A 17,405-nucleotide genomic window follows, 5' to 3' on the forward strand; every position below is an offset into this window, starting at 1 on the left:
TCGTGAGCGCAAAAAATGCCCGTATAGATGGGTCAAACGGGCACTTTTTTCGCTCTCGCGGGAGGGTTAGAGCACCGGAACGTGGCCGGTCAGGTTGGCGCGGGCCCCGGAGGCGTGGATGGCCCCACTCGCGAGGCCGTCAACCCAGGAAAGGGCCCCGGTCGCAAGCGCCAGCCAGGTGGCGGCATCCGTTTCAATGACGTTGGGCGGGGTGCCGCGGGTATGCCGCGGCCCGGCGACGCACTGCACGGCGCCGAACGGCGGCACGCGCACCTCGAGGGTGTTGCCTTCGGCCTGTTCTGCGAGAAGTTGCAGGGTGTAGCGAACCGCTTGCGCACGGCTGGACCGGCTCGCGCTGGCACTGTCAGTGAGCGCCGTCCGCACGGCCGCACGGCCGGCTCCGTCGTCGATGCGCGCTCGTGCCATGGCTCCATTCTGCCGGATCAGATGGCGGGCATGTACTCCACAACGGCAAGAACGGATATACGGCCGAACATGGCGAATATCTAATTGGTGCTCTGGGTGAGCGCGATTATGTGCGCGTCCGCGTACGGAACCAGCGCGCGGTGCAACGCTTCGACGGCGGCCTCCAACCTGTAGCCGGGAACGGTGACGGTGACAAGGGTCTGGGAAGGGATCAGGGGCATGCCCACACCGTAATGCCGTGGCGGGCCCGAGGCATCGGGTAGCCTGAAACGGTGAAAATTCTGGTCCTTGGTTCCGGTGCCCGCGAGCACGCCATCATCACCGCGCTGTTCCGTGAGAAGCCACGGCCCAGCGTCGAGTGCGCCCCCGGCAATGCCGGAATCGCGGCCGAGGTTCCGGTCGTCGCCCTCGATCCGAACAACCCCGTCACCGTGACCGACTATGCGGTGCTGCACAGCATCGAGCTCGTAGTGATCGGTCCTGAGGCCCCGCTCGTGGCCGGTGTCGGCGACGCGCTGCGCGCCCGCGGAATCGCCGTGTTCGGACCCGATAAAGCCGCCGCCGCCCTCGAAGGCAGCAAAACCTTCGCCAAACGCATCATGGATGAGGCCGGCGTTCCCACCGGCCGCGCCCTGCGCGCAGGCACCCTCGCGGAGGCCGAAACCGCCCTCGATGAGTTCGGTGCCCCTTATGTAGTCAAGGCCGACGGCCTCGCCGCGGGCAAGGGCGTGCTGGTCACAGCGGATCGCGCCGCCGCGATCATCCACGCAACCTTCTGGCTCGAACACGGCAGCGTGTTGATCGAAGAATTTCTCGATGGCCAGGAGATTTCACTGTTTCTGCTTAGCGACGGCGAGAACGTGTTGCCGCTCTCCCCCGCCCAGGACTACAAGCGCGCCCTGGACAACGATGCCGGCCCCAACACCGGCGGCATGGGCGCGTACTCCCCGCTGCCCTGGCTCGACGCTCAGTTCGGCAGCGAGAACGCGTTCGTCGACGAGATCATCGAAACCGTCGCGCTGCCCACCGTGCGCCAGCTCTCCGCCGAGGGCACCCCGTTCGTCGGACTGCTTTACTGCGGCCTTATTTTGACGGATGCCGGCATTCGCGTCATCGAATTCAACGCGCGTTTCGGAGATCCAGAGACTCAGGTCGTACTTCCGCGCCTGGTCACCCCGCTTTCCGGGCTGCTGTTCGCCGCGGCGACCGGCGTCCTCGGGTCGCTGCCCCGGCCGATCTTTTCGGCCGACGTGGCCGTCACCGTCGTGCTCGCAAGCGAAAATTATCCGGAAACCCCGCTCGTCGGACGCGAAATCACCGGACTCGACGCCGCCCTGGCCGTGGACGGGGTCACAATCGCGCACGCCGCGACCCAGCGGGGCGACGGCACGCTCCTGTCTACCGGAGGCCGGGTGCTCAGCGTCGTCGCCGTCGGTGACTCCTTCGCCCAGGCCCGGGCCCGGGCCTACGAGGCACTCGGCCACGTGTCCCTGGCCGGCGCCCACTTTCGCACGGATATCGCGGCTCGGGTGGCCTGAGCCGCCCGACTCGCGGCATCCGCGCGATGTGGTCCACCGAGCCGCGAGAATGAGCCCCAAACTCACGGCTCGACAAGAAATTCGCCGTCGATGTCATCGCCCTCCAGCGGGCTTAAGCGCGTCGCCCCATCGCACGAAACTTCGATACCCGGCGCGGCAGCAGCTCGGCTACCGGCACGCTTGAAAGCGTGAAGAGCTCAAATTCGATGGCCGCCGCCATCCGCTGGCAGAATGCCCGTCCCTCCTCGGCTGCATCCGGGCGCTCGTCGACGATGTGGTCGACAATCCCGTTGGCAAAGAGCGACGCAACGTTCACGCCCTGCGCCTCGGACATTGCCGGCGCGAACCCCGTCGTTCGGTGCACGATAGCGCTCGCGCCCTCAGGCGGCAACGGTGACAGCCACGAGTGCTGCGCTGCGATCGTACGGTCGGCTGGCAGGAGCGCGAGCGCCCCGCCGCCGGCCCCCTGGCCGAGTAGCACCGAGACTGTGGCCGATCGAAGGCCGATGAGCTCGTGCAGGGACCGAGCGATTTCGCCAGCCATACCGCCCTCCTCGGCCTCCTTCGACAAGGCTGCCCCGGCGGTGTCGATCACGGTGAGCAGCGGCAAGCCGAGTTCTTCGGCAAGGCGCATACCCCGGCGGGCCTCGCGCAGGGACGCCGGGCCCATCTTCGTGTCTTGCGAGGGCCGCGGCCGGACGTGGCCCAGAACGATGCAGCTCTGCCGCCCGAACCGCGCCAAGGCGAGGATGAGCCCTGGATCGTTCTCGCCCTCGCCCGTGCCGTTGAGCGGGAGCACGTCATAAGCGCCGTGGGCGAGTAGCTGGCGTAGGTCAGGCCGGCGCGGGTTGCGCGAGATCTGGATGGAGGCCCACGCGCCAACGGGAGAGGGCCGCACCCGCACGGTCTCCGGAGCCGCCACCGGCACTGTTGCTTTGCCGATCAGGATGGTGAGCGCGCGGTCGATGATTTCCGGCAGTTCCTCGGGCGGGACGACGGCGTCGATCAAGCCATGGTTAAACAAGTTTTCGGCAACCTGCACGTTCTCCGGAAACTTCTTTCCGTAGAGCGCTTCGTAGACGCGCGGGCCCAGGAACCCGAGCAGCGCGCCCGGCTCCGCCACCGTGACGTGCCCGAGCGAGCCCCAAGAGCCCATGACCCCGCCCGTGGTGGGGTGCCGCAGATAGACAAGATACGGATGCCCCGCGTCTCGGTGCGCCCGTACTGCGGCGGTGATTTTCACCATGGAGAGAAAGGCCAGCGTCCCCTCCTGCATGCGGGTACCGCCCGACGCTGGCCCGGCCAGTACCGGCAACCCCTCACAGGTGGCGCGTTCGATCGCGTCAACAATGCGGTCCGCAGCGGAGAGCCCGATCGATCCGGCCAAGAACGCGAACTCGCTCACCACGATCGCCACTCGATGACCGCGGATCAGGCCCTCGCCGGTCAGTACGGATTCGTCGGTGCCACTCTTCTGTCGAGCCTTCTTCAAATCAAGCCGGTAAGCCTCGTCCGGGTCGGGATCAACCACGGGCTGGTCCCAGCTCGTGAAGGACCCCGTGTCGAGCACGACGTCAACGAGCTCCGAAGCGGTGAGGTGGCGAGTTGCCAGTACAGATTCGGTTGTCATGGTGCGGTTCCTTCCAATGAGCGGTTGAGCCAGGTGCGGATGTCGGTGCCGTGCTGGTCGAGCAGGGGCGGAGCGGAATGCGTGGTGTTGGTCGTTTCGGCGGTGTCGGCGGTGCTGAAAAACCGCAGCGGCGGCCCCGGAAGGCTGATCTGACCAAGCACATCATGTTCCACGTCGATCAACAGGCCCTGCGACAACACCTGAGGCCATTTATAAACCTCGTCCAATGAGCGCACCTTCCCGGCCGGAATTCCGGCGTCGGCAAGCTTCTGCAGCAACGGCACGGCGTCGAAATGAGCGAAGGCATCCGTTATCGAAGCTAATAGACCGTTCCGGTTTCGTACTCGGCGCGCGTTGGTAGCCCACTCAGCTCGGACGGGATCGAGGCCGAACTCGGCCGCGAAGGTGTTCCAAAGCTTCTCACTTCCGACGCTAATCTGTACGCTGCCGTTACGGCACTCAAATAGACCGTACGGTGCAATCGACGGATGATGGTTACCCTGGGCCTCGGGCACCTCGCCCGCCACCGTGGCCCGGGTGCCCTGGAAGGCGTGCACTCCTACAAGCGCGGCAAGGAGCGAGGTGCGAACGATCTGCCCCTCTCCCGTACGCTCGCGCTGCAGCAGGGCTGCGAGCAGCCCGAATGCGCCGTACATGCCCGAGAGTAGATCAGCAATCGGCACCCCCACCCGTTGAGGGTCCCCCGGGCCGGAGCCGGTGAGCGACATTAGACCGGCTTCGCCCTGCAGAATTTGGTCGTAGCCGCTGCGGCTCGACTCGGGGCCGTCGTGGCCGAAACCGGTTATCGAGAGGATGACGAGCGACGGATTAAGCTTGTGCATCGCCTGGGGTGAGAATCCGAGGCGCTCCAGAACACCGGGGCGAAAGTTCTCGACCACCACGTCGGCACGCAGTAGCAGCTCGCGCAGCACCTCGCGCCCGTCGTCGCTTTTAAGGTCGAGGGCGATCGATTCTTTGTTGCGGTTGCAAGAGAGGAAATACGTGGATTGCAAATCGTCAGAGGGACCCACGAAGGGCGGTCCCCAGCCGCGGGTGTCGTCTCCCAATCCTGGATTCTCCACCTTGATGACGCGCGCGCCGAGGTCGGCGAGCATCATGCTCGCATGCGGTCCGGCGAGTGCGCGGCTCAGGTCCACAACGAGGTAGCCCGCGAGCGGGCCTGCGGTTTCGGTGTCGGTGCTCATGTTCGTTCCTCTCTCGATCTCCGGTATGCAATGACGACCTAAAGCCAGCCGGGCAGCACGAGCACGGCCCAGGCGATGGCGGGCCCAGCCACCACTACAATTCCGCTGTAACCAAGGATCTGCTTGTAGAAGCGGTCCTTGTCCACGCCGTCCGGGGCGTTAGCGAGCACGAGGGCGCCGTTGGTGGAAAAGGGCGACACGTCCACGATGGTCGAGGCCACGGCGAGCGCGCAGATCACGCCGATCGCGCTGATCTCCCCGGTGGCGAGGAACGGCACCGCGAGCGGGATGAGCGCTGCCAGAATGGCGGTTGACGACGCAAAGGCCGAGACAACGGCACCAATGTAACAGATTAGAAGAGCAGCGAGCAGGGGCATGCCGAGGTTGGCGACGGCACCCGAAATATATTCGATCGTTCCAGCCTCCTCGAGCACTCCAACGAACGTGAGCATGCCGCAAATCAGCAGCACGGTCGACCAACTGATCTTGTTGACCGCGCCCTTCTGGGCGGCGGGCGAGACGAGCGCGAGGATGACGGCGATCGTGATGGCTACGAAGCCCACGTCCACCTTGAAACCGAGGGCAATCACGGCGAGGGCGATCAGGCCCGCGATGGTCACAAGCTGCGGGATGCGCTCCCCGCGTGTTGCCGTGGCCTGCACGCCGGCGCCGGCCGGGTCACGGGGACCGTAGATGCCGGAGCCGAAGCCCTTGAAGTCCACGTCGCCGCCAGCGCGTGTACCCACACTCACCGACATACGAGCCTCCGCGGCCTGCTCGACAAAGTGTCCGACCCTGCTCGACATCAACTTTTGCCCGCCCAGCACGATGAACAGCACGACGGCGATGAGGAAGTTGAAGATGAGGCTCGAGAGGAATACCGCCGTAGGGCTCGCGTCGAGCCCAGTGGTCGAGATGAGGCTGTTCACGATCACGCCGTAGACGGCGATCGGCGAGAAGCCGCCGCCCTGCGCGCCGTGGATCACCATCATGCCCATCAGGAGCGGGCTGATCCTGTACTTGCGGGCGAACCCGAGCGCAATAGGCGCCACAATCGCAACGGCGGCCGGGGAGAGTGCACCCACGGCCGTAATCACGGCCGTAATCACGAACATCACCCACGGGATAAGGGCCACACGTCCGCCGACAAGCCGCACGGAGCCGCGTACCAGCAGGTCGATTGTGCCGTTGCCTTGGGCAATCGCGAACAGATACGTGACCCCCACGAGCGTGAGGAACAGCCCGCCCGGAAAGTTGGCGAGAATATCGGTGGTCTCCATGCCGAGGAACACTGCGCCGAGCAGGAACGCACCTACGAAGGCCAGCGCCCCCATGTTGACGGGAAGTAGTGTGGCGGTCAAAAACATCACCGCCAGGATGATGATCGAAATGATGGGAGCGGACATCTTTGTTCCTCCATAATTAAGGCGAATGTGGACCATTGGCTCACTGGACTAGCCTCCTGGATAGTAGGTGAGTTTGTCAAGACCCGTGTACCCTAAGGGTCAGACTTCGATGTGGGAGGCATACGCGTGGCCCAGGAATTTGAAACGCAGCCTTTGTCGCGAGTGTCGAAACCCCGGCTGTATGAACAACTTGTGGCGCAGCTACTCTCTTATATCGAGTCTGCTCACTTGGGCCCCGGCGACCTACTGCCCGCGGAGCGCGATCTCGCGGAACGTCTTGGCGTCTCGCGCGCCACTTTGGCGCAAGCACTCGTCGCCCTCGAGGTGCTCGGAGTCATCGATGTTCAGCACGGCACCGGCGCCGTACTCGTCTACCGGCCGAGCATCGCGACGGTTATCAAGGGACTCCGCGACCACCGGAATCGACTGCCGGAAATCGTTGAGGCCCGCAGCACCCTCGAGGTGAAGCTGGCCGAACTCGCTACGCTACGTCGAACCGATGCCGACCTGGTCGCGATCGAGAACGCGCTGCAGGTGATGGCCGACGAAATCGCCGTCGGCGACCGCGGCGCGCACGGTGACGAACTCTTTCACCAGGCCGTCACGGCGGCCGCGCACTCCCCCGTGCTCGCCCAGCTCATGACCTTCATCGCCGAGATGATTCTCGAAACGCGACTGGAATCCCTGGCCCAGCCCGGCCGGCCCGAGCAGTCTCTGGTCTCACACCGCGCGATCACTGCGGCGATCCGGGCGCAGGACGTCGCGGCCGCGAGCGCGGCGATGCTCTCGCACATCGAGCTCGTCTCCGACGTTGCCCTGCTGAAGTAGGAGAGAATACAAGCGTGAATGAATCCGCGCAGCCGACAGTATCCATCGCCCGCGAACTGCCCGGATGGGTTCATGCCTACTCGGGCAAGGTACGCGACCTCTATGTCGAAGCAAACGATATCGATACAACGGATGCCGCCCCCTCCCTGGCTAGTGCTGCGCGGGTACTCGTGGTCGCCAGCGATCGCGTGAGCGCCTTCGACCACGTGCTCGAGCCCGGAATCCCGGGCAAGGGCGAACTGCTGACCAGCCTGAGCCTGTGGTGGTTCGACCGGTTGACCACCGTTCCCAACCACCTCGTCGCCGACCATGAACTCGTCGGTAGCTCGGTGCGCGAGCTGATTCCCGCCGCCGTGGCCGGCCGAGCCATGCTCTGCCGCACCCTCGACATGTACCCGATCGAGTGCGTCGTGCGCGGCTACCTCACCGGCAGCGGCTGGAAAGAATACCTCGAATCTCAGTCGGTGTGTGGCATTGCGCTTCCGGCCGGCCTGCAGAACGGCGACCGCCTACCCGAACCCATCTATACTCCGGCGTGGAAGGCCCCGATGGGCCAGCACGACGAGAACATCTCATTCGAGCGCACGGTCGAGCTCGTCGGGCCGGACGTCGCCGCCGAGCTGCGCGACCTGTCGCTCGCCCTGTTCGCTACCGCCGGCGCGATCGCGGAGCAGGCCGGCGTTATTCTCGCCGACACCAAATTCGAATTCGGCGCCGACCGGCAGACCGGCGTGACCGTACTCGCCGACGAGGTGCTCACGAGCGACTCCAGCCGCTATTGGGATGCCTCGGCCTGGGCTACCGGCACTACCCCCGAAACGCGCATGGCGAGCTTCGACAAGCAGATCGTGCGCAACTGGCTCGCCGCGCACTGGGACGGCGCCGGCGCCCCGCCCCTACTGCCGACCGAGATCGTCGAGCAGACCGCGGCCCGCTACCGCGAGTTGCTCGAGCTCCTCTCGCGGGCCTGACCCGGCGCACACCGTCGGCGGCACTGAGGTGCCTAGCGGCACCCGACACGCTGTGCGGCACACCCGGCCGATCCCGCAGCAGGCTGCGCGCCGTGCGACCGGGGGGCAGCACAAACTGGGCAGATACCGGAATAGCCGAGGCGGCGCATCCGTTGATGCCTGCTGTGACCCTAACTGCGAAAGACCTGCTGGCCGCCGACACCGGAATGGGCGCGGTGACCCTGCGCGTCGGCAACCTCGACGCGATGAGCGCGTACTATCGCGACATCGTGACCCTTGACCTCATCAGCCAGGACGGCCCCGTCGCTGTGCTCGGCCGCGGCCCGGTTCCGCTGGTCATTCTGCAGCACGCCCCCGAGCTCAGGGCCGCCGAGCCGCGCTCGGCCGGGCTCTACCACACGGCCATTCTGTTCGACACGCAGGCCGACCTCGCCGCCGCCGTGTACTCGATCGGCACAAAATCCCCGGGAACGTTCACCGGCAGCGCGGATCACCTGGTCAGCCAGGCCTTCTACTTCACCGATCCGGAGGGTAACGGCATCGAGTTGTACTGGGACCGCGACCGCACCCTGTGGAGCTGGACCCACGGCCAGGTCGAAATGGCCTCGCTCTACCTCGATCCGAACGCATTCATTTCGGAGCATATGTCGGCGGAGCCGAGCGAAGGCCACGCCATCGTCGGCCATGTGCACCTATCGGTCGGCGACGTTGCCAGTGCCCGCGCGTTCTACGTGAACCGACTCGGCTTCGAGGCGACCGCGAATTTCGGCCCCTCCGCCCTGTTCGTCTCGGCCGGTGGCTACCACCATCACATGGCCATGAATACCTGGGAGAGTTCGGGCAGCGGCAAACGCCGTCTGGCCCTCGGGCTCGGCGAGGTCAGCATCATCGTGCCGAGCACCAACGATGTGGATAGCCTTAATGAGCGGATGACCCACTACAAAGTCGAGACCCGTAACGACGGGCATACCCTCAGCTTCGACGACCCCTGGGCCAACCGCATCCGCGTGCGCGCGGCTGATAGTACCGCCGACGAGGCAGCATCCGCTGAAACGGTCTCGACGCCCTAAGACCGGCTGTACCGATTGGCGCGACTTTCCCCCTACATGCGCTCAGCGGGCCGCGCGAGCCGCCCGCCGCGTGAGGCCGTGCACGGTCGCCTGATAGTCCTTCAGGTTGAGCGGTCGACCGGGCAGCCGAGGACGACGGGGCGCATCCGCCGCACGCAGGCCGTCGAGCACGATCGACAGCTGACGTCGCCATTGACCAGCAAAGCCGTCACCGAGACTGCCGAGTGACCCGACCATGGTGACGAGCACGGCGAGATCGACCGCGTCGACGTCGCGGCGCAGGGTGCCGTCCTTCTTCGCACGCGCGACCAGGCTAGCGATAAAGCCGTCGAACTCGGCGGCTGGCCGCGCCGACGGGTCAAGCTGGGCCATGCGCCGCAGAATCGGCGGCAGCGACGGGTCGGCGACGAGCCATTCGGCGACCCGTTCGGTATAGACGACGAGCGCGTCCCACGGCGTGGGCGCGGTCTCGATTTCGCCGCGCACCGCGTGTAGCTCAGCGAGGGCTAGGTCGTAGAGATTGCGCACCAGATCGTCCCTGGTCGTAAAGTTGCGATACAGAGTAGCCACGCCGACCTCGGCCTGGCGGGCGATCTCTTCGAGCGATGCGTCGACGCCGTGCTGCGCGATCAGGGCACGCGCGCTGATGATGAGACGGTCGCGGTTCAGCCGAGCGTCGCGGCGACGGGGCGGTGCATTCTTCTCGGCCACAGAGAGAGCCGGCACGCCATCCTGGGGCTTTCGGGTCGGCGAGGTCATGCGATCCAGTCTAGAACTTCGACCTGTGCGGTTCGCCCCCGGTGTTGCGCCCGCCGCCGCAACCTGCGCACAATTTGAACGAGCCGAACGGAACCCATGACCCTTAAAAACAACACCCGCGAGTTTGACCCCGAGATCGTCACCGATTTTCGAGAGAAGATGAGCTATGGGGCCTACCTTGATCTGCCCACACTGCTCCATGCGCAGAATCCGGTCAGCGTTCCGGAACACCACGATGAGCTGTTGTTCATCATTGCGCACCAGACCACCGAACTGTGGCTCAAGCTCGTGCTGCATGAGCTTCGTGCAGCCATCGAAGCGCTACGCCAGGATCAACTCGCACCGGCCCTCAAGGGCATTGCCCGGGTCAAACACATCCAGCGCACGCTGACCGAGCAATGGTCGGTGCTCGCTACCCTCACCCCGACTGAATACACGCAGTTTCGGCACTTTCTCGGTAATTCGAGCGGGTTTCAGTCGTACCAGTACCGTGCGGTCGAATTCGCCCTCGGCAACAAGAACCGCCGCATGCTCACGGTCTTTGAAGCAGATGCCCCGGCACACGCACTGCTAACCGACATGCTCGAGGCACCGAGCCTGTACGACGAATTTCTGCGTTACCTGCACCGCGCGGGCTTCGACATTCCGGCCGCCATCCTCGGCCGCGACGTCACCGAGGCCTGGACGTTTAACCCCGAACTCGTGCATACCTTTCGCGGAATATACGAGAACGCTTCCGAGAATTGGGCCGCCTACGAGGCGTGCGAAGAACTCGTGGACCTCGAAGACAACTTTCAACTCTGGCGCTTTCGCCACTTGAAGACCGTGCAGCGCATCATCGGAATGAAGCACGGCACCGACGGTTCGAGCGGCGCGGCTTTTCTGCACAAGGCCCTCGAACTCACGTTCTTTCCGGAGCTGTTTGCGGTGCGCACGGAGATCGGCGCGTGACCGGCCATTTTCTGCACGGGCGGGGTGCGATCTATCGGGGCTTTCTCGACGCCCACGTGCACCTAGCCCTGATTGATCCGGGCCAGCTGGTCGACGGCGGCATCGCCCGGGTGATCGACCTGGGCGGGTGGGCACCAGCCACCCCAAGCAGATCCATGCCCGATATCGCATATGCCCACCAATTCCTCACGGCGCCGGGCGGCTACCCGAGCCAGTCCGGTTGGGCCGAACCCGATTGGTGCAGCGAGGCTGCAACAGCCGCGGATGCTGCGGCTGCGGTCGATCTGCAGGCCGCGGCGGGGGCATCCGTTCTGAAGGTCACGCTGAATTCCGTGGCCGGTCCGGTATTGAACACCGAGGCGCTGGCCGCAGCAATCGGTCGGGCCCACGAACTCGGCCTACCGGTCGTGGCGCACGCCGAGGGCGCCGGGCAGGCCGATCGGGCCTTCGCTGCGGGAGTCGATGCGTTCGCGCACACGCCGTTCTCGGAACACCTCGCCGACGACCTTCTGACCGCGATGGCGACCAGCATGACTTGGATCAGCACCCTCGACGTTCACGGCTGGGGCACGCAGACCGACGCCTTCGACCTTGCCAGTGACAATCTGCGCCGGTTTCACTGCAATGGCGGTCGGGTGCTCTACGGCACCGACCTCGGCAACGGGCCGCTCCCACTCGGCATCAACCGTCGGGAGATCAGCGCCCTGCTCGGCGCCGGACTGACCACAGACGACGTCCTGGCCGCCCTGTGCCCGCGGGCACCGCTCGGTCTGGCCCTCGCCGACACGCGGGTTACCTTCATTCCGGGCGAGCGCCCACGCGATCCAGACGAATTTACCGAGTGGCTCGGCAGCGCCCGCGCCCTCACCCCCTCAGAACTCGAGGTACTCGAATGACGCCCACCCTTGCCGGAGCAACCGGCCTGGACGCCCAGCTCACCTTCGCGCGCCGAATGGACCGCATCGACGGCCTGGCGCACTACCGCGGCCGTTTTCTCGGCACCGACGCCGGCCCGGAGACCGCCAACCCCCGTTCTTACCTCGACGGCAACTCGCTCGGTCGCCCATTGCGGGCGAGCGCCGAACGCATCGCCAACTTTCTGCAGCAAGACTGGGGCACGCGACTCATTCGCGGCTGGGACGAGCAGTGGATGGAGTTGCCCCTGCAGATCGGCGACGACCTCGGCCGGGCCTGCCTCGGCGCGGCCGCCGGACAGGTGTTTGTCGGTGACTCGACGACCGTACTGCTCTACAAACTGGCCCGCGCCGCGGTAGATTCCCGCCCGAACCGCACCGAGATCGTGGTCGACAGCGATAACTTCCCCACCGACCGCTATATTCTCGAGGGCATCGCGCGGGAGCGTGGCCTCACGCTGCGCTGGATCGACTCCGATCCGGAGGGTGGCGTCACAACCGAGCAGGTGCGCCAGGTCGTAGGGCCGCAGACCTCGCTGGTGCTGCTCAGCCATGTCGCCTACCGTTCCGGCTACCTCGCCGACATGCGGGCGACCACCGCCATCGCCCACGAACACGACGCGCTCGTGCTCTGGGACCTGAGCCATTCGGTCGGCTCGGTTCCGGTACAGCTCGACCTCTGCGACGTCGACCTCGCGGTCGGCTGCTCCTACAAGTACCTGAGTGGCGGGCCCGGCGCGCCGGCCTTCGGCTACGTCAAGAGTGACCTGCAGGATGTGCTGACCCAGCCGATTCAGGGCTGGATGGGAGCGCAGGCCATCTTTGAAATGGGGCCGGAGTATCGGCCGGCCACCGGTATCCGTCGATTCATGAGCGGGACACCCGCCGTGCTGGGCATGCTCGCGATGCAGGACGTGATCGCCATTCTCGACGAGGCGACGATCGAGTCGGTGCGCGCGAAGTCGGTGGCGCTGACCGAGTTCGCAATCGCCCTGGTCGACGAGTGGCTTACGCCCATGGGCGTCACTGTGGCGTCGCCGCGGGAGCAAACGCATCGCGGCGGCCACGTGACGATCAACCATCCGCTCATGCGTCAGGTGACCAGGATTCTGTGGGACAACGATGTGATTCCCGACTTTCGTGCCCCAAACGGGCTGCGGCTCGGGTTGGCACCGCTCAGTACGAGCTTTGTCGAAACCTACGACGGCCTGGCCGCCGTGCGTGACGTGCTGCGTGGCATTCTGCTCGGCCAAAGCGGGCTGAGCCAGTAAACCGGCGGGCCCGGTCGGGCTCGACCTGTAGAATTGTAGTGATTTGCCACGACTAATAGCCCCAGACTGTATGCGGAGTGCCCTGTGCCAACGATCGTCGTCGAAGTAATGCCCAAGGCTGAGTTGCTTGACCCCCAGGGCAAGGCCGTCGCCGGCGCCCTCGGTCGCCTCGGCCAGACCCAGTCAGCGCTGGCCAACGTCACCGGTGTGCGCGTCGGCAAGCGCTTCGAGATTTCCCTCGACGGTGAAACGGATGCCGCGACCCTCGCCGCCGTGCGCGAGCTCGCCGACAGCGTGCTGTCCAATTCCGTGATCGAGGATGTCGTCGGCATCCACGTGCAGGACGCCCCCTCGACAGCGGTCGCCTGATGCGGATCGGCGTCGTCACCTTTCCTGGCTCGCTCGACGATCGTGACGCCGCGCGCGCGATTCGCCTGGCTGGCGCCGACGCTGTCGCCCTCTGGCACGGCGACCACGACCTGCACGGCGTCGACGCGCTGGTACTGCCCGGCGGTTTCAGCTACGGCGATTACCTGCGGGCCGGGGCCATCGCGAGCCTCTCACCGATCATGACCGAGGTCATCGACGCGGCCAACAAGGGCATGCCGGTGCTCGGAATCTGCAATGGATTCCAGATGCTCACCGAAGCCCACCTGCTCGACGGCGGACTCATTCGGAACGACAAGGGCCGCTTCATCTGCCGGGACCAGGGCCTGCGCATTGAGAACAACGCGAGCGACTGGACCAACGGTTTCGAAGCCAACGCCGAAATCGTCATTCCGCTCAAGAACGGCGAGGGCTCATTCATGGCCTCGGCCGAGACCCTCAAAGCGCTTGAGGGTGAAGGCCGCATCGTGGCTCGCTACCTCGACAACCCGAACGGCTCGCTAAACGACATTGCCGGAGTAACCAATGCCCGCGGCAACGTCGTCGGCCTCATGCCGCACCCCGAGCACGCTGTCGAGGCTGGCTTCGGACCCGACACGGACGCGGCGATGGCCAGCGGCGTCGACGGCCTCGTTTTCTTTACCTCGGTGATCGCGCGGGCGCTCGTCGGCGCGTAAGCGCAATCGTGCAGCTAGCCGTTGGCCGCTATGGCGACGACCGCGACCAGGACGAGGCCCATGCCGGCGACCTGCCAGCGACCGACCCGTTCCTTAAGCACGAGCACCGCGAGCAGCACGGTCACGGCCGGGTAGAGCGACACGAGCACCGACACCAGCGACAGCAAGCCACCCTGAAGTGCGTAGAGCAGCGTGATCGTGGCAATGACATCGAGCATCGCCACGAGTACGGCGAAGCAGAGAATCGTCAGCGGCGGCCTGCCCAACTGCCGGGTTCCGGTCGCCACCGCGATGACGATAACGGATGCCACGGTGCGCGCCACGACCAGCGGCCACAGCCCGGTGCCGACCTCGATCTGGTGCGTGAAGACAAAACTCAGGGCGAAGCAGACGCCGGATCCTACCGTGAACCAGCCCACCCGGCGGGTGAACCGCGGAGCATCGGCCCCAGAAACGGTGTGGTCCGCGACACCTTTCGGCTCCCGGCTCACCAAGATCACCGCGACGATCGCCAGCGCAATTCCGGCGTAGGAGATGACCGAAGGCCGCTCCCCGATCAGCACACCCACAATGACCGGAATGCCGGCAACGATCACGGCGGTCAGTGGCGACACTATGCTCATCGGACCCTCGGCGAGGGCGATGTAGAACCACCACATGGCCAAGGCCATCACCAGGCCGGACGCCGCGCCGAACAGCATCGACGGCCACGAGAACTCGCCGTCGACGAAAGCCGCGACGATGGCGATGATCACGGTCGAGATCGGATACGACAGGAGTACGACCCGCAATGCGGCCACGCGGCGGGATGCAATGCCGCCAAGAAAGTCGCTCATGCCGTAGGCCGCGGCCGAGACGAGGGCGAGCACGATTCCGATCACGCCGCGTCCGAGAGGTCGGGGCGGAGCGAAGGCGTGCGCATACGATCACGGTAGCAGCGCGGGCAGCAACCGCTCGACGGCGGTCGGCACCCGTCATGCTGCCGTTTGCTGCCTGTGTCTCGCGCGGGCATGGCGATGTCCCCTGGTTCAAGAGCTGTGAGGGCACTCATGACCCAGGGGCCACGATCGACGTACTTGCGGTTACTTCGCCGGCACGCCCGGTCGAGCGGATGCTACCGGCTCAGCCGCAGCCTCCGGGCAAGCGTGAGTTGCACCATCCGTGTCGAGGGTCTCGGTCAGTAGGTCGTGCTCGATTGCGGTGGCGAGCGGCTTCTCGGTGACGAAGCAGCGCAGGATGACCGCGACCATGATGAGCGGCACTAGACAGAGGAAGACCGGTCAGTGCGTCGTTGTAGCCGCCGATGATGATCTGGCGGGCGGCCTCGGGAAGGTCGCGCACCATGGCCGGGGTGAACGAGTTGACCGCGCCGGCAGCACCGGCGGGCATCCGCTCGGTCAACACCTCGGTCAGACGTGCGGCGAACAGGTTGCCGACCACGGCAGAGCCGATGGAGGCACCAATCTGGCGGAAGTAGTTGTTCGAGGCGGTGGCCGTTCCGACCTGCGAGTTCGGGAAGGAGTTCTGCATGTTTTGCGGCGAACGCTCAGGACTGCGGCGCCTGTTCAGACACGACTGCGACGATGGACATCCCCCTGCCCGCCCCGAGTCGAAAGTCACCATGACCCCGCGCCTGCTGTTTCGTTCCGTCGCCATTGCCGAAGCCATCACGTGGACGCTGCTCATCGCCGGAATGCTCATGAAATATGTGCTGCAGGTCGGTGAGCTCGGGGTGCAGATCGGCGGGTTCCTGCACGGCCTCGTCTTCATCGCCTTCGGGCTGACGGCCGGGTTCGTCGGCGCCAACCAGCACTGGGGCCCGAAGCTCACCGCGATCGCCATGGTCACCGCGATTGTTCCGTTTGTCACGATCTTCCTTGACCGCGGGCTAGAGAAGAATGGCCTGCTCGACGGCGATTGGCGCCGTACTCGCACCGACGATCCCCGTGACCAGACCCGGGTGAGCGCTCTGTTGCGCTGGGCACTGGCCCGCCCGGTGCTGCTCGTGACTGCCATGGCGGTCGCCCTGGTGTCGATCATGGCCACGCTGCTCACACTTGGCCCACCCGGCGGCGCCAGCTAGCCTCTTTCGGGGCAGCGCCCGGTCGACTGAGGGGTGCTTTCGCAGCGAGGTCAGCCGAGCATCGCCGGCTGCTGCGGCGTGATGCCGACGCGGGGGTGGTGGGTGGTTGCGGCCAGCGCGAGAGCAGCATCCGCTTTCTCGAGAGGGAACGTCGTACCCACCAGCGCCGAAAACGGATGCCGATGCCAGCCGCCGCTGAGATAGGTCACCGCCTGCTGCAGATCGGCCGGCGTGTAGTTATGCACACCGCGCAGCGTGATCAGGCGGCACACCATCGACTCCGGGTCGAGCAGCACCGGCTCGCCCGGCGAAACGCTCCCGACCAGCACGACAACTCCGCCGATGCCGATCAGGTCAATGACGGTCTGTATCGCCGTTCCGGCACCGCTCAGTTCCAGGGCAATCGTCGGCTCGGCCGCACCGGCATCCTGCAGCGCCGCGAGCACGCTCGCCACCCCGGTCGGCGACTCGCAGGGTGCACTCGGGTCAGCAACGGCGGCAGCACCGAAGGCCAGTGCAAGCTGTCGGCGCGCAGCATCCGGGTCGGTCACGACCACGAGGGCACCGGCGTCCGTCGCCATGGCGCAGGCCGTCAGCCCGAGCATCCCCGCACCGGTCAGCAGCACCGTGGCTCCGGCCAGCGGCACCAGAGCGGACGCCGCTGCCAGCGCGGCGACGACCGTCGCGGTCGCGCAGGAGGCCGGTGCTAGAACCGACGCCGGAACCTGCTCGTCCACCACCACAATCGCCGTGCCGGCACGCACCTGCACGTGGGTGGCGAAGCTGCCGCTGAGTTCCCAGCCCCGCTGCATCCGTTCGTGACCGTATTTCGCCAGCTCGCGGCAATTTTGCGGGACTCCGCGACGGCAACACGGGCACGTTCCACAGCTCACGATGACCGACCACACCACGCGCTGCCCCACCCGCAGAGGTATTCCATTTGCGGCATATGCCTGGTCGCCGGTCGCGACGATGCGGCCGACCTGCTCGTGGCCGAGCACTAGCGGCTTCGCGGCCGGGCGGTGACCCAACGCCGCATGCACGTCGGATCTGCAAACCGTCACCAACTCGACCTCGACCAGCACGTCACCGGGACGCAGTAGCACTCCTGGCACCGCCACGCACTCCAGCGGCAGGCCGACTCCCGACCAGACCATCGCCTCGGCAGCGCGCGGCAGCACGATCTCGCGGCCGAGCCGGTAGCCGCTCAGCGGCAGTGCATCCCCAGGAGCGGTCGACAGCATCCCGTCCGTCGACGGTGGCCTTGAGTGCGGGTCGGATTGCAACAT

Annotated in this window: 19 protein-coding genes; 10 read left to right on the forward strand and 9 right to left on the reverse strand. The window is 65.9% G+C overall.

The window, feature by feature from the left end; all coding sequences use genetic code 11:
• Positions 1–66: 66 nt before the first annotated feature.
• Together CXY71_RS12150 and CXY71_RS21125 are read right to left on the reverse strand one after the other, a co-directional pair.
• Positions 67–426 carry a sterol carrier family protein gene (locus tag CXY71_RS12150; RefSeq protein WP_104135866.1) on the reverse strand — a complete coding sequence of 120 codons (360 nt, stop codon included), beginning with the start codon at positions 424–426 and terminating at the stop codon, positions 67–69.
• Between the two features lie 80 nt (positions 427–506).
• Entirely contained in the window at positions 507–647 is a 141-nt protein-coding gene (locus CXY71_RS21125) for a hypothetical protein (protein WP_158253079.1), read from the reverse strand.
• Positions 648–698: 51 nt separating this feature from the next.
• On the opposite strand from CXY71_RS21125, the gene purD reads away from it, so the two are divergent.
• Positions 699–1,964 (forward strand): phosphoribosylamine--glycine ligase, encoded by a 1,266-nt coding sequence (gene purD / locus CXY71_RS12155; protein ID WP_104135867.1) that lies wholly within the window; start codon positions 699–701, stop codon positions 1,962–1,964.
• Positions 1,965–2,076: 112 nt separating this feature from the next.
• Here the strand turns inward: purD and CXY71_RS12160 are convergent, their stop codons facing one another.
• The 3 genes from CXY71_RS12160 to CXY71_RS12170 are packed head-to-tail and all read right to left on the reverse strand — an operon-like array spanning position 2,077 to position 6,205.
• Positions 2,077–3,594, reverse strand: coding sequence for a carboxyl transferase domain-containing protein (locus CXY71_RS12160; protein ID WP_104135868.1), 1,518 nt, complete (start codon positions 3,592–3,594; stop codon positions 2,077–2,079).
• Positions 3,591–4,799 (reverse strand): CaiB/BaiF CoA-transferase family protein, encoded by a 1,209-nt coding sequence (locus CXY71_RS12165; RefSeq protein ID WP_104135869.1) that lies wholly within the window; start codon positions 4,797–4,799, stop codon positions 3,591–3,593. The genes CXY71_RS12160 and CXY71_RS12165 overlap by 4 nt, the downstream gene beginning before the upstream one ends.
• Before the next feature lie 38 nt (positions 4,800–4,837).
• Positions 4,838–6,205 carry an SLC13 family permease gene (locus CXY71_RS12170; protein WP_104135870.1) on the reverse strand — a complete coding sequence of 456 codons (1,368 nt, stop codon included), beginning with the start codon at positions 6,203–6,205 and terminating at the stop codon, positions 4,838–4,840.
• Positions 6,206–6,331: 126 nt separating this feature from the next.
• Between CXY71_RS12170 and CXY71_RS12175 the strand changes: the two genes are divergently transcribed.
• From CXY71_RS12175 to CXY71_RS12185, 3 genes are all read left to right on the forward strand, one after another.
• The gene (locus CXY71_RS12175; RefSeq protein ID WP_104135871.1) at positions 6,332–7,033 is read left to right on the forward strand and encodes a FadR/GntR family transcriptional regulator; all 702 of its coding nucleotides are present in this window, start codon (positions 6,332–6,334) and stop codon (positions 7,031–7,033) included.
• Between the two features lie 14 nt (positions 7,034–7,047).
• Complete coding sequence (locus tag CXY71_RS12180) at positions 7,048–8,004, forward strand: phosphoribosylaminoimidazolesuccinocarboxamide synthase (protein ID WP_104135872.1); 957 nt, start codon at positions 7,048–7,050, stop codon at positions 8,002–8,004.
• 155 nt (positions 8,005–8,159) lie between these two features.
• Positions 8,160–9,074 (forward strand): VOC family protein, encoded by a 915-nt coding sequence (locus tag CXY71_RS12185; RefSeq protein WP_233204610.1) that lies wholly within the window; start codon positions 8,160–8,162, stop codon positions 9,072–9,074.
• A gap of 42 nt (positions 9,075–9,116) precedes the next feature.
• On the opposite strand, the gene CXY71_RS12190 is transcribed toward CXY71_RS12185, so the two are convergent.
• Complete coding sequence (locus tag CXY71_RS12190) at positions 9,117–9,833, reverse strand: TetR/AcrR family transcriptional regulator (RefSeq protein ID WP_158253080.1); 717 nt, start codon at positions 9,831–9,833, stop codon at positions 9,117–9,119.
• 96 nt (positions 9,834–9,929) lie between these two features.
• On the opposite strand from CXY71_RS12190, the gene kynA reads away from it, so the two are divergent.
• The 5 genes from kynA to purQ all read left to right on the forward strand — a co-directional run bounded on the left by kynA (position 9,930) and on the right by purQ (position 14,033).
• Positions 9,930–10,784 (forward strand): tryptophan 2,3-dioxygenase, encoded by an 855-nt coding sequence (gene kynA, locus CXY71_RS12195; protein ID WP_104135874.1) that lies wholly within the window; start codon positions 9,930–9,932, stop codon positions 10,782–10,784.
• Positions 10,781–11,680 carry an amidohydrolase gene (locus CXY71_RS12200; RefSeq protein ID WP_104135875.1) on the forward strand — a complete coding sequence of 300 codons (900 nt, stop codon included), beginning with the start codon at positions 10,781–10,783 and terminating at the stop codon, positions 11,678–11,680. Before kynA ends, CXY71_RS12200 begins: the two co-directional genes overlap by 4 nt.
• Positions 11,677–12,969, forward strand: a complete 1,293-nt coding sequence (locus tag CXY71_RS12205; protein ID WP_104135876.1) for a kynureninase — start codon at positions 11,677–11,679, stop codon at positions 12,967–12,969. The genes CXY71_RS12200 and CXY71_RS12205 overlap by 4 nt, the downstream gene beginning before the upstream one ends.
• Before the next feature lie 84 nt (positions 12,970–13,053).
• Positions 13,054–13,338 (forward strand): phosphoribosylformylglycinamidine synthase subunit PurS, encoded by a 285-nt coding sequence (locus CXY71_RS12210; RefSeq protein WP_104135877.1) that lies wholly within the window; start codon positions 13,054–13,056, stop codon positions 13,336–13,338.
• Positions 13,338–14,033 carry a phosphoribosylformylglycinamidine synthase subunit PurQ gene (gene purQ / locus CXY71_RS12215; protein ID WP_104135878.1) on the forward strand — a complete coding sequence of 232 codons (696 nt, stop codon included), beginning with the start codon at positions 13,338–13,340 and terminating at the stop codon, positions 14,031–14,033. The genes CXY71_RS12210 and purQ overlap by 1 nt, the downstream gene beginning before the upstream one ends.
• A gap of 14 nt (positions 14,034–14,047) precedes the next feature.
• Here purQ and CXY71_RS12220 read toward each other — a convergent pair whose 3' ends face one another.
• Positions 14,048–14,914, reverse strand: a complete 867-nt coding sequence (locus CXY71_RS12220; RefSeq protein ID WP_199184292.1) for an EamA family transporter — start codon at positions 14,912–14,914, stop codon at positions 14,048–14,050.
• A 241-nt stretch (positions 14,915–15,155) separates the two neighbouring features.
• Positions 15,156–15,563 carry a hypothetical protein gene (locus tag CXY71_RS12225; RefSeq protein ID WP_104135879.1) on the reverse strand — a complete coding sequence of 136 codons (408 nt, stop codon included), beginning with the start codon at positions 15,561–15,563 and terminating at the stop codon, positions 15,156–15,158.
• A gap of 91 nt (positions 15,564–15,654) precedes the next feature.
• Here CXY71_RS12225 and CXY71_RS12230 point away from each other — a divergent pair, with 91 nt between their 5' ends.
• The gene (locus tag CXY71_RS12230; protein ID WP_104135880.1) at positions 15,655–16,116 is read left to right on the forward strand and encodes a DUF3817 domain-containing protein; all 462 of its coding nucleotides are present in this window, start codon (positions 15,655–15,657) and stop codon (positions 16,114–16,116) included.
• A gap of 50 nt (positions 16,117–16,166) precedes the next feature.
• Here CXY71_RS12230 and CXY71_RS12235 read toward each other — a convergent pair whose 3' ends face one another.
• Positions 16,167–17,405, reverse strand: coding sequence for an alcohol dehydrogenase catalytic domain-containing protein (locus CXY71_RS12235; RefSeq protein WP_233204611.1), 1,239 nt, complete (start codon positions 17,403–17,405; stop codon positions 16,167–16,169).

Origin of the sequence: Cryobacterium sp. Y62, from assembly GCF_002929785.1 — a bacterium.
Lineage (GTDB): Bacteria > Actinomycetota > Actinomycetes > Actinomycetales > Microbacteriaceae > Cryobacterium.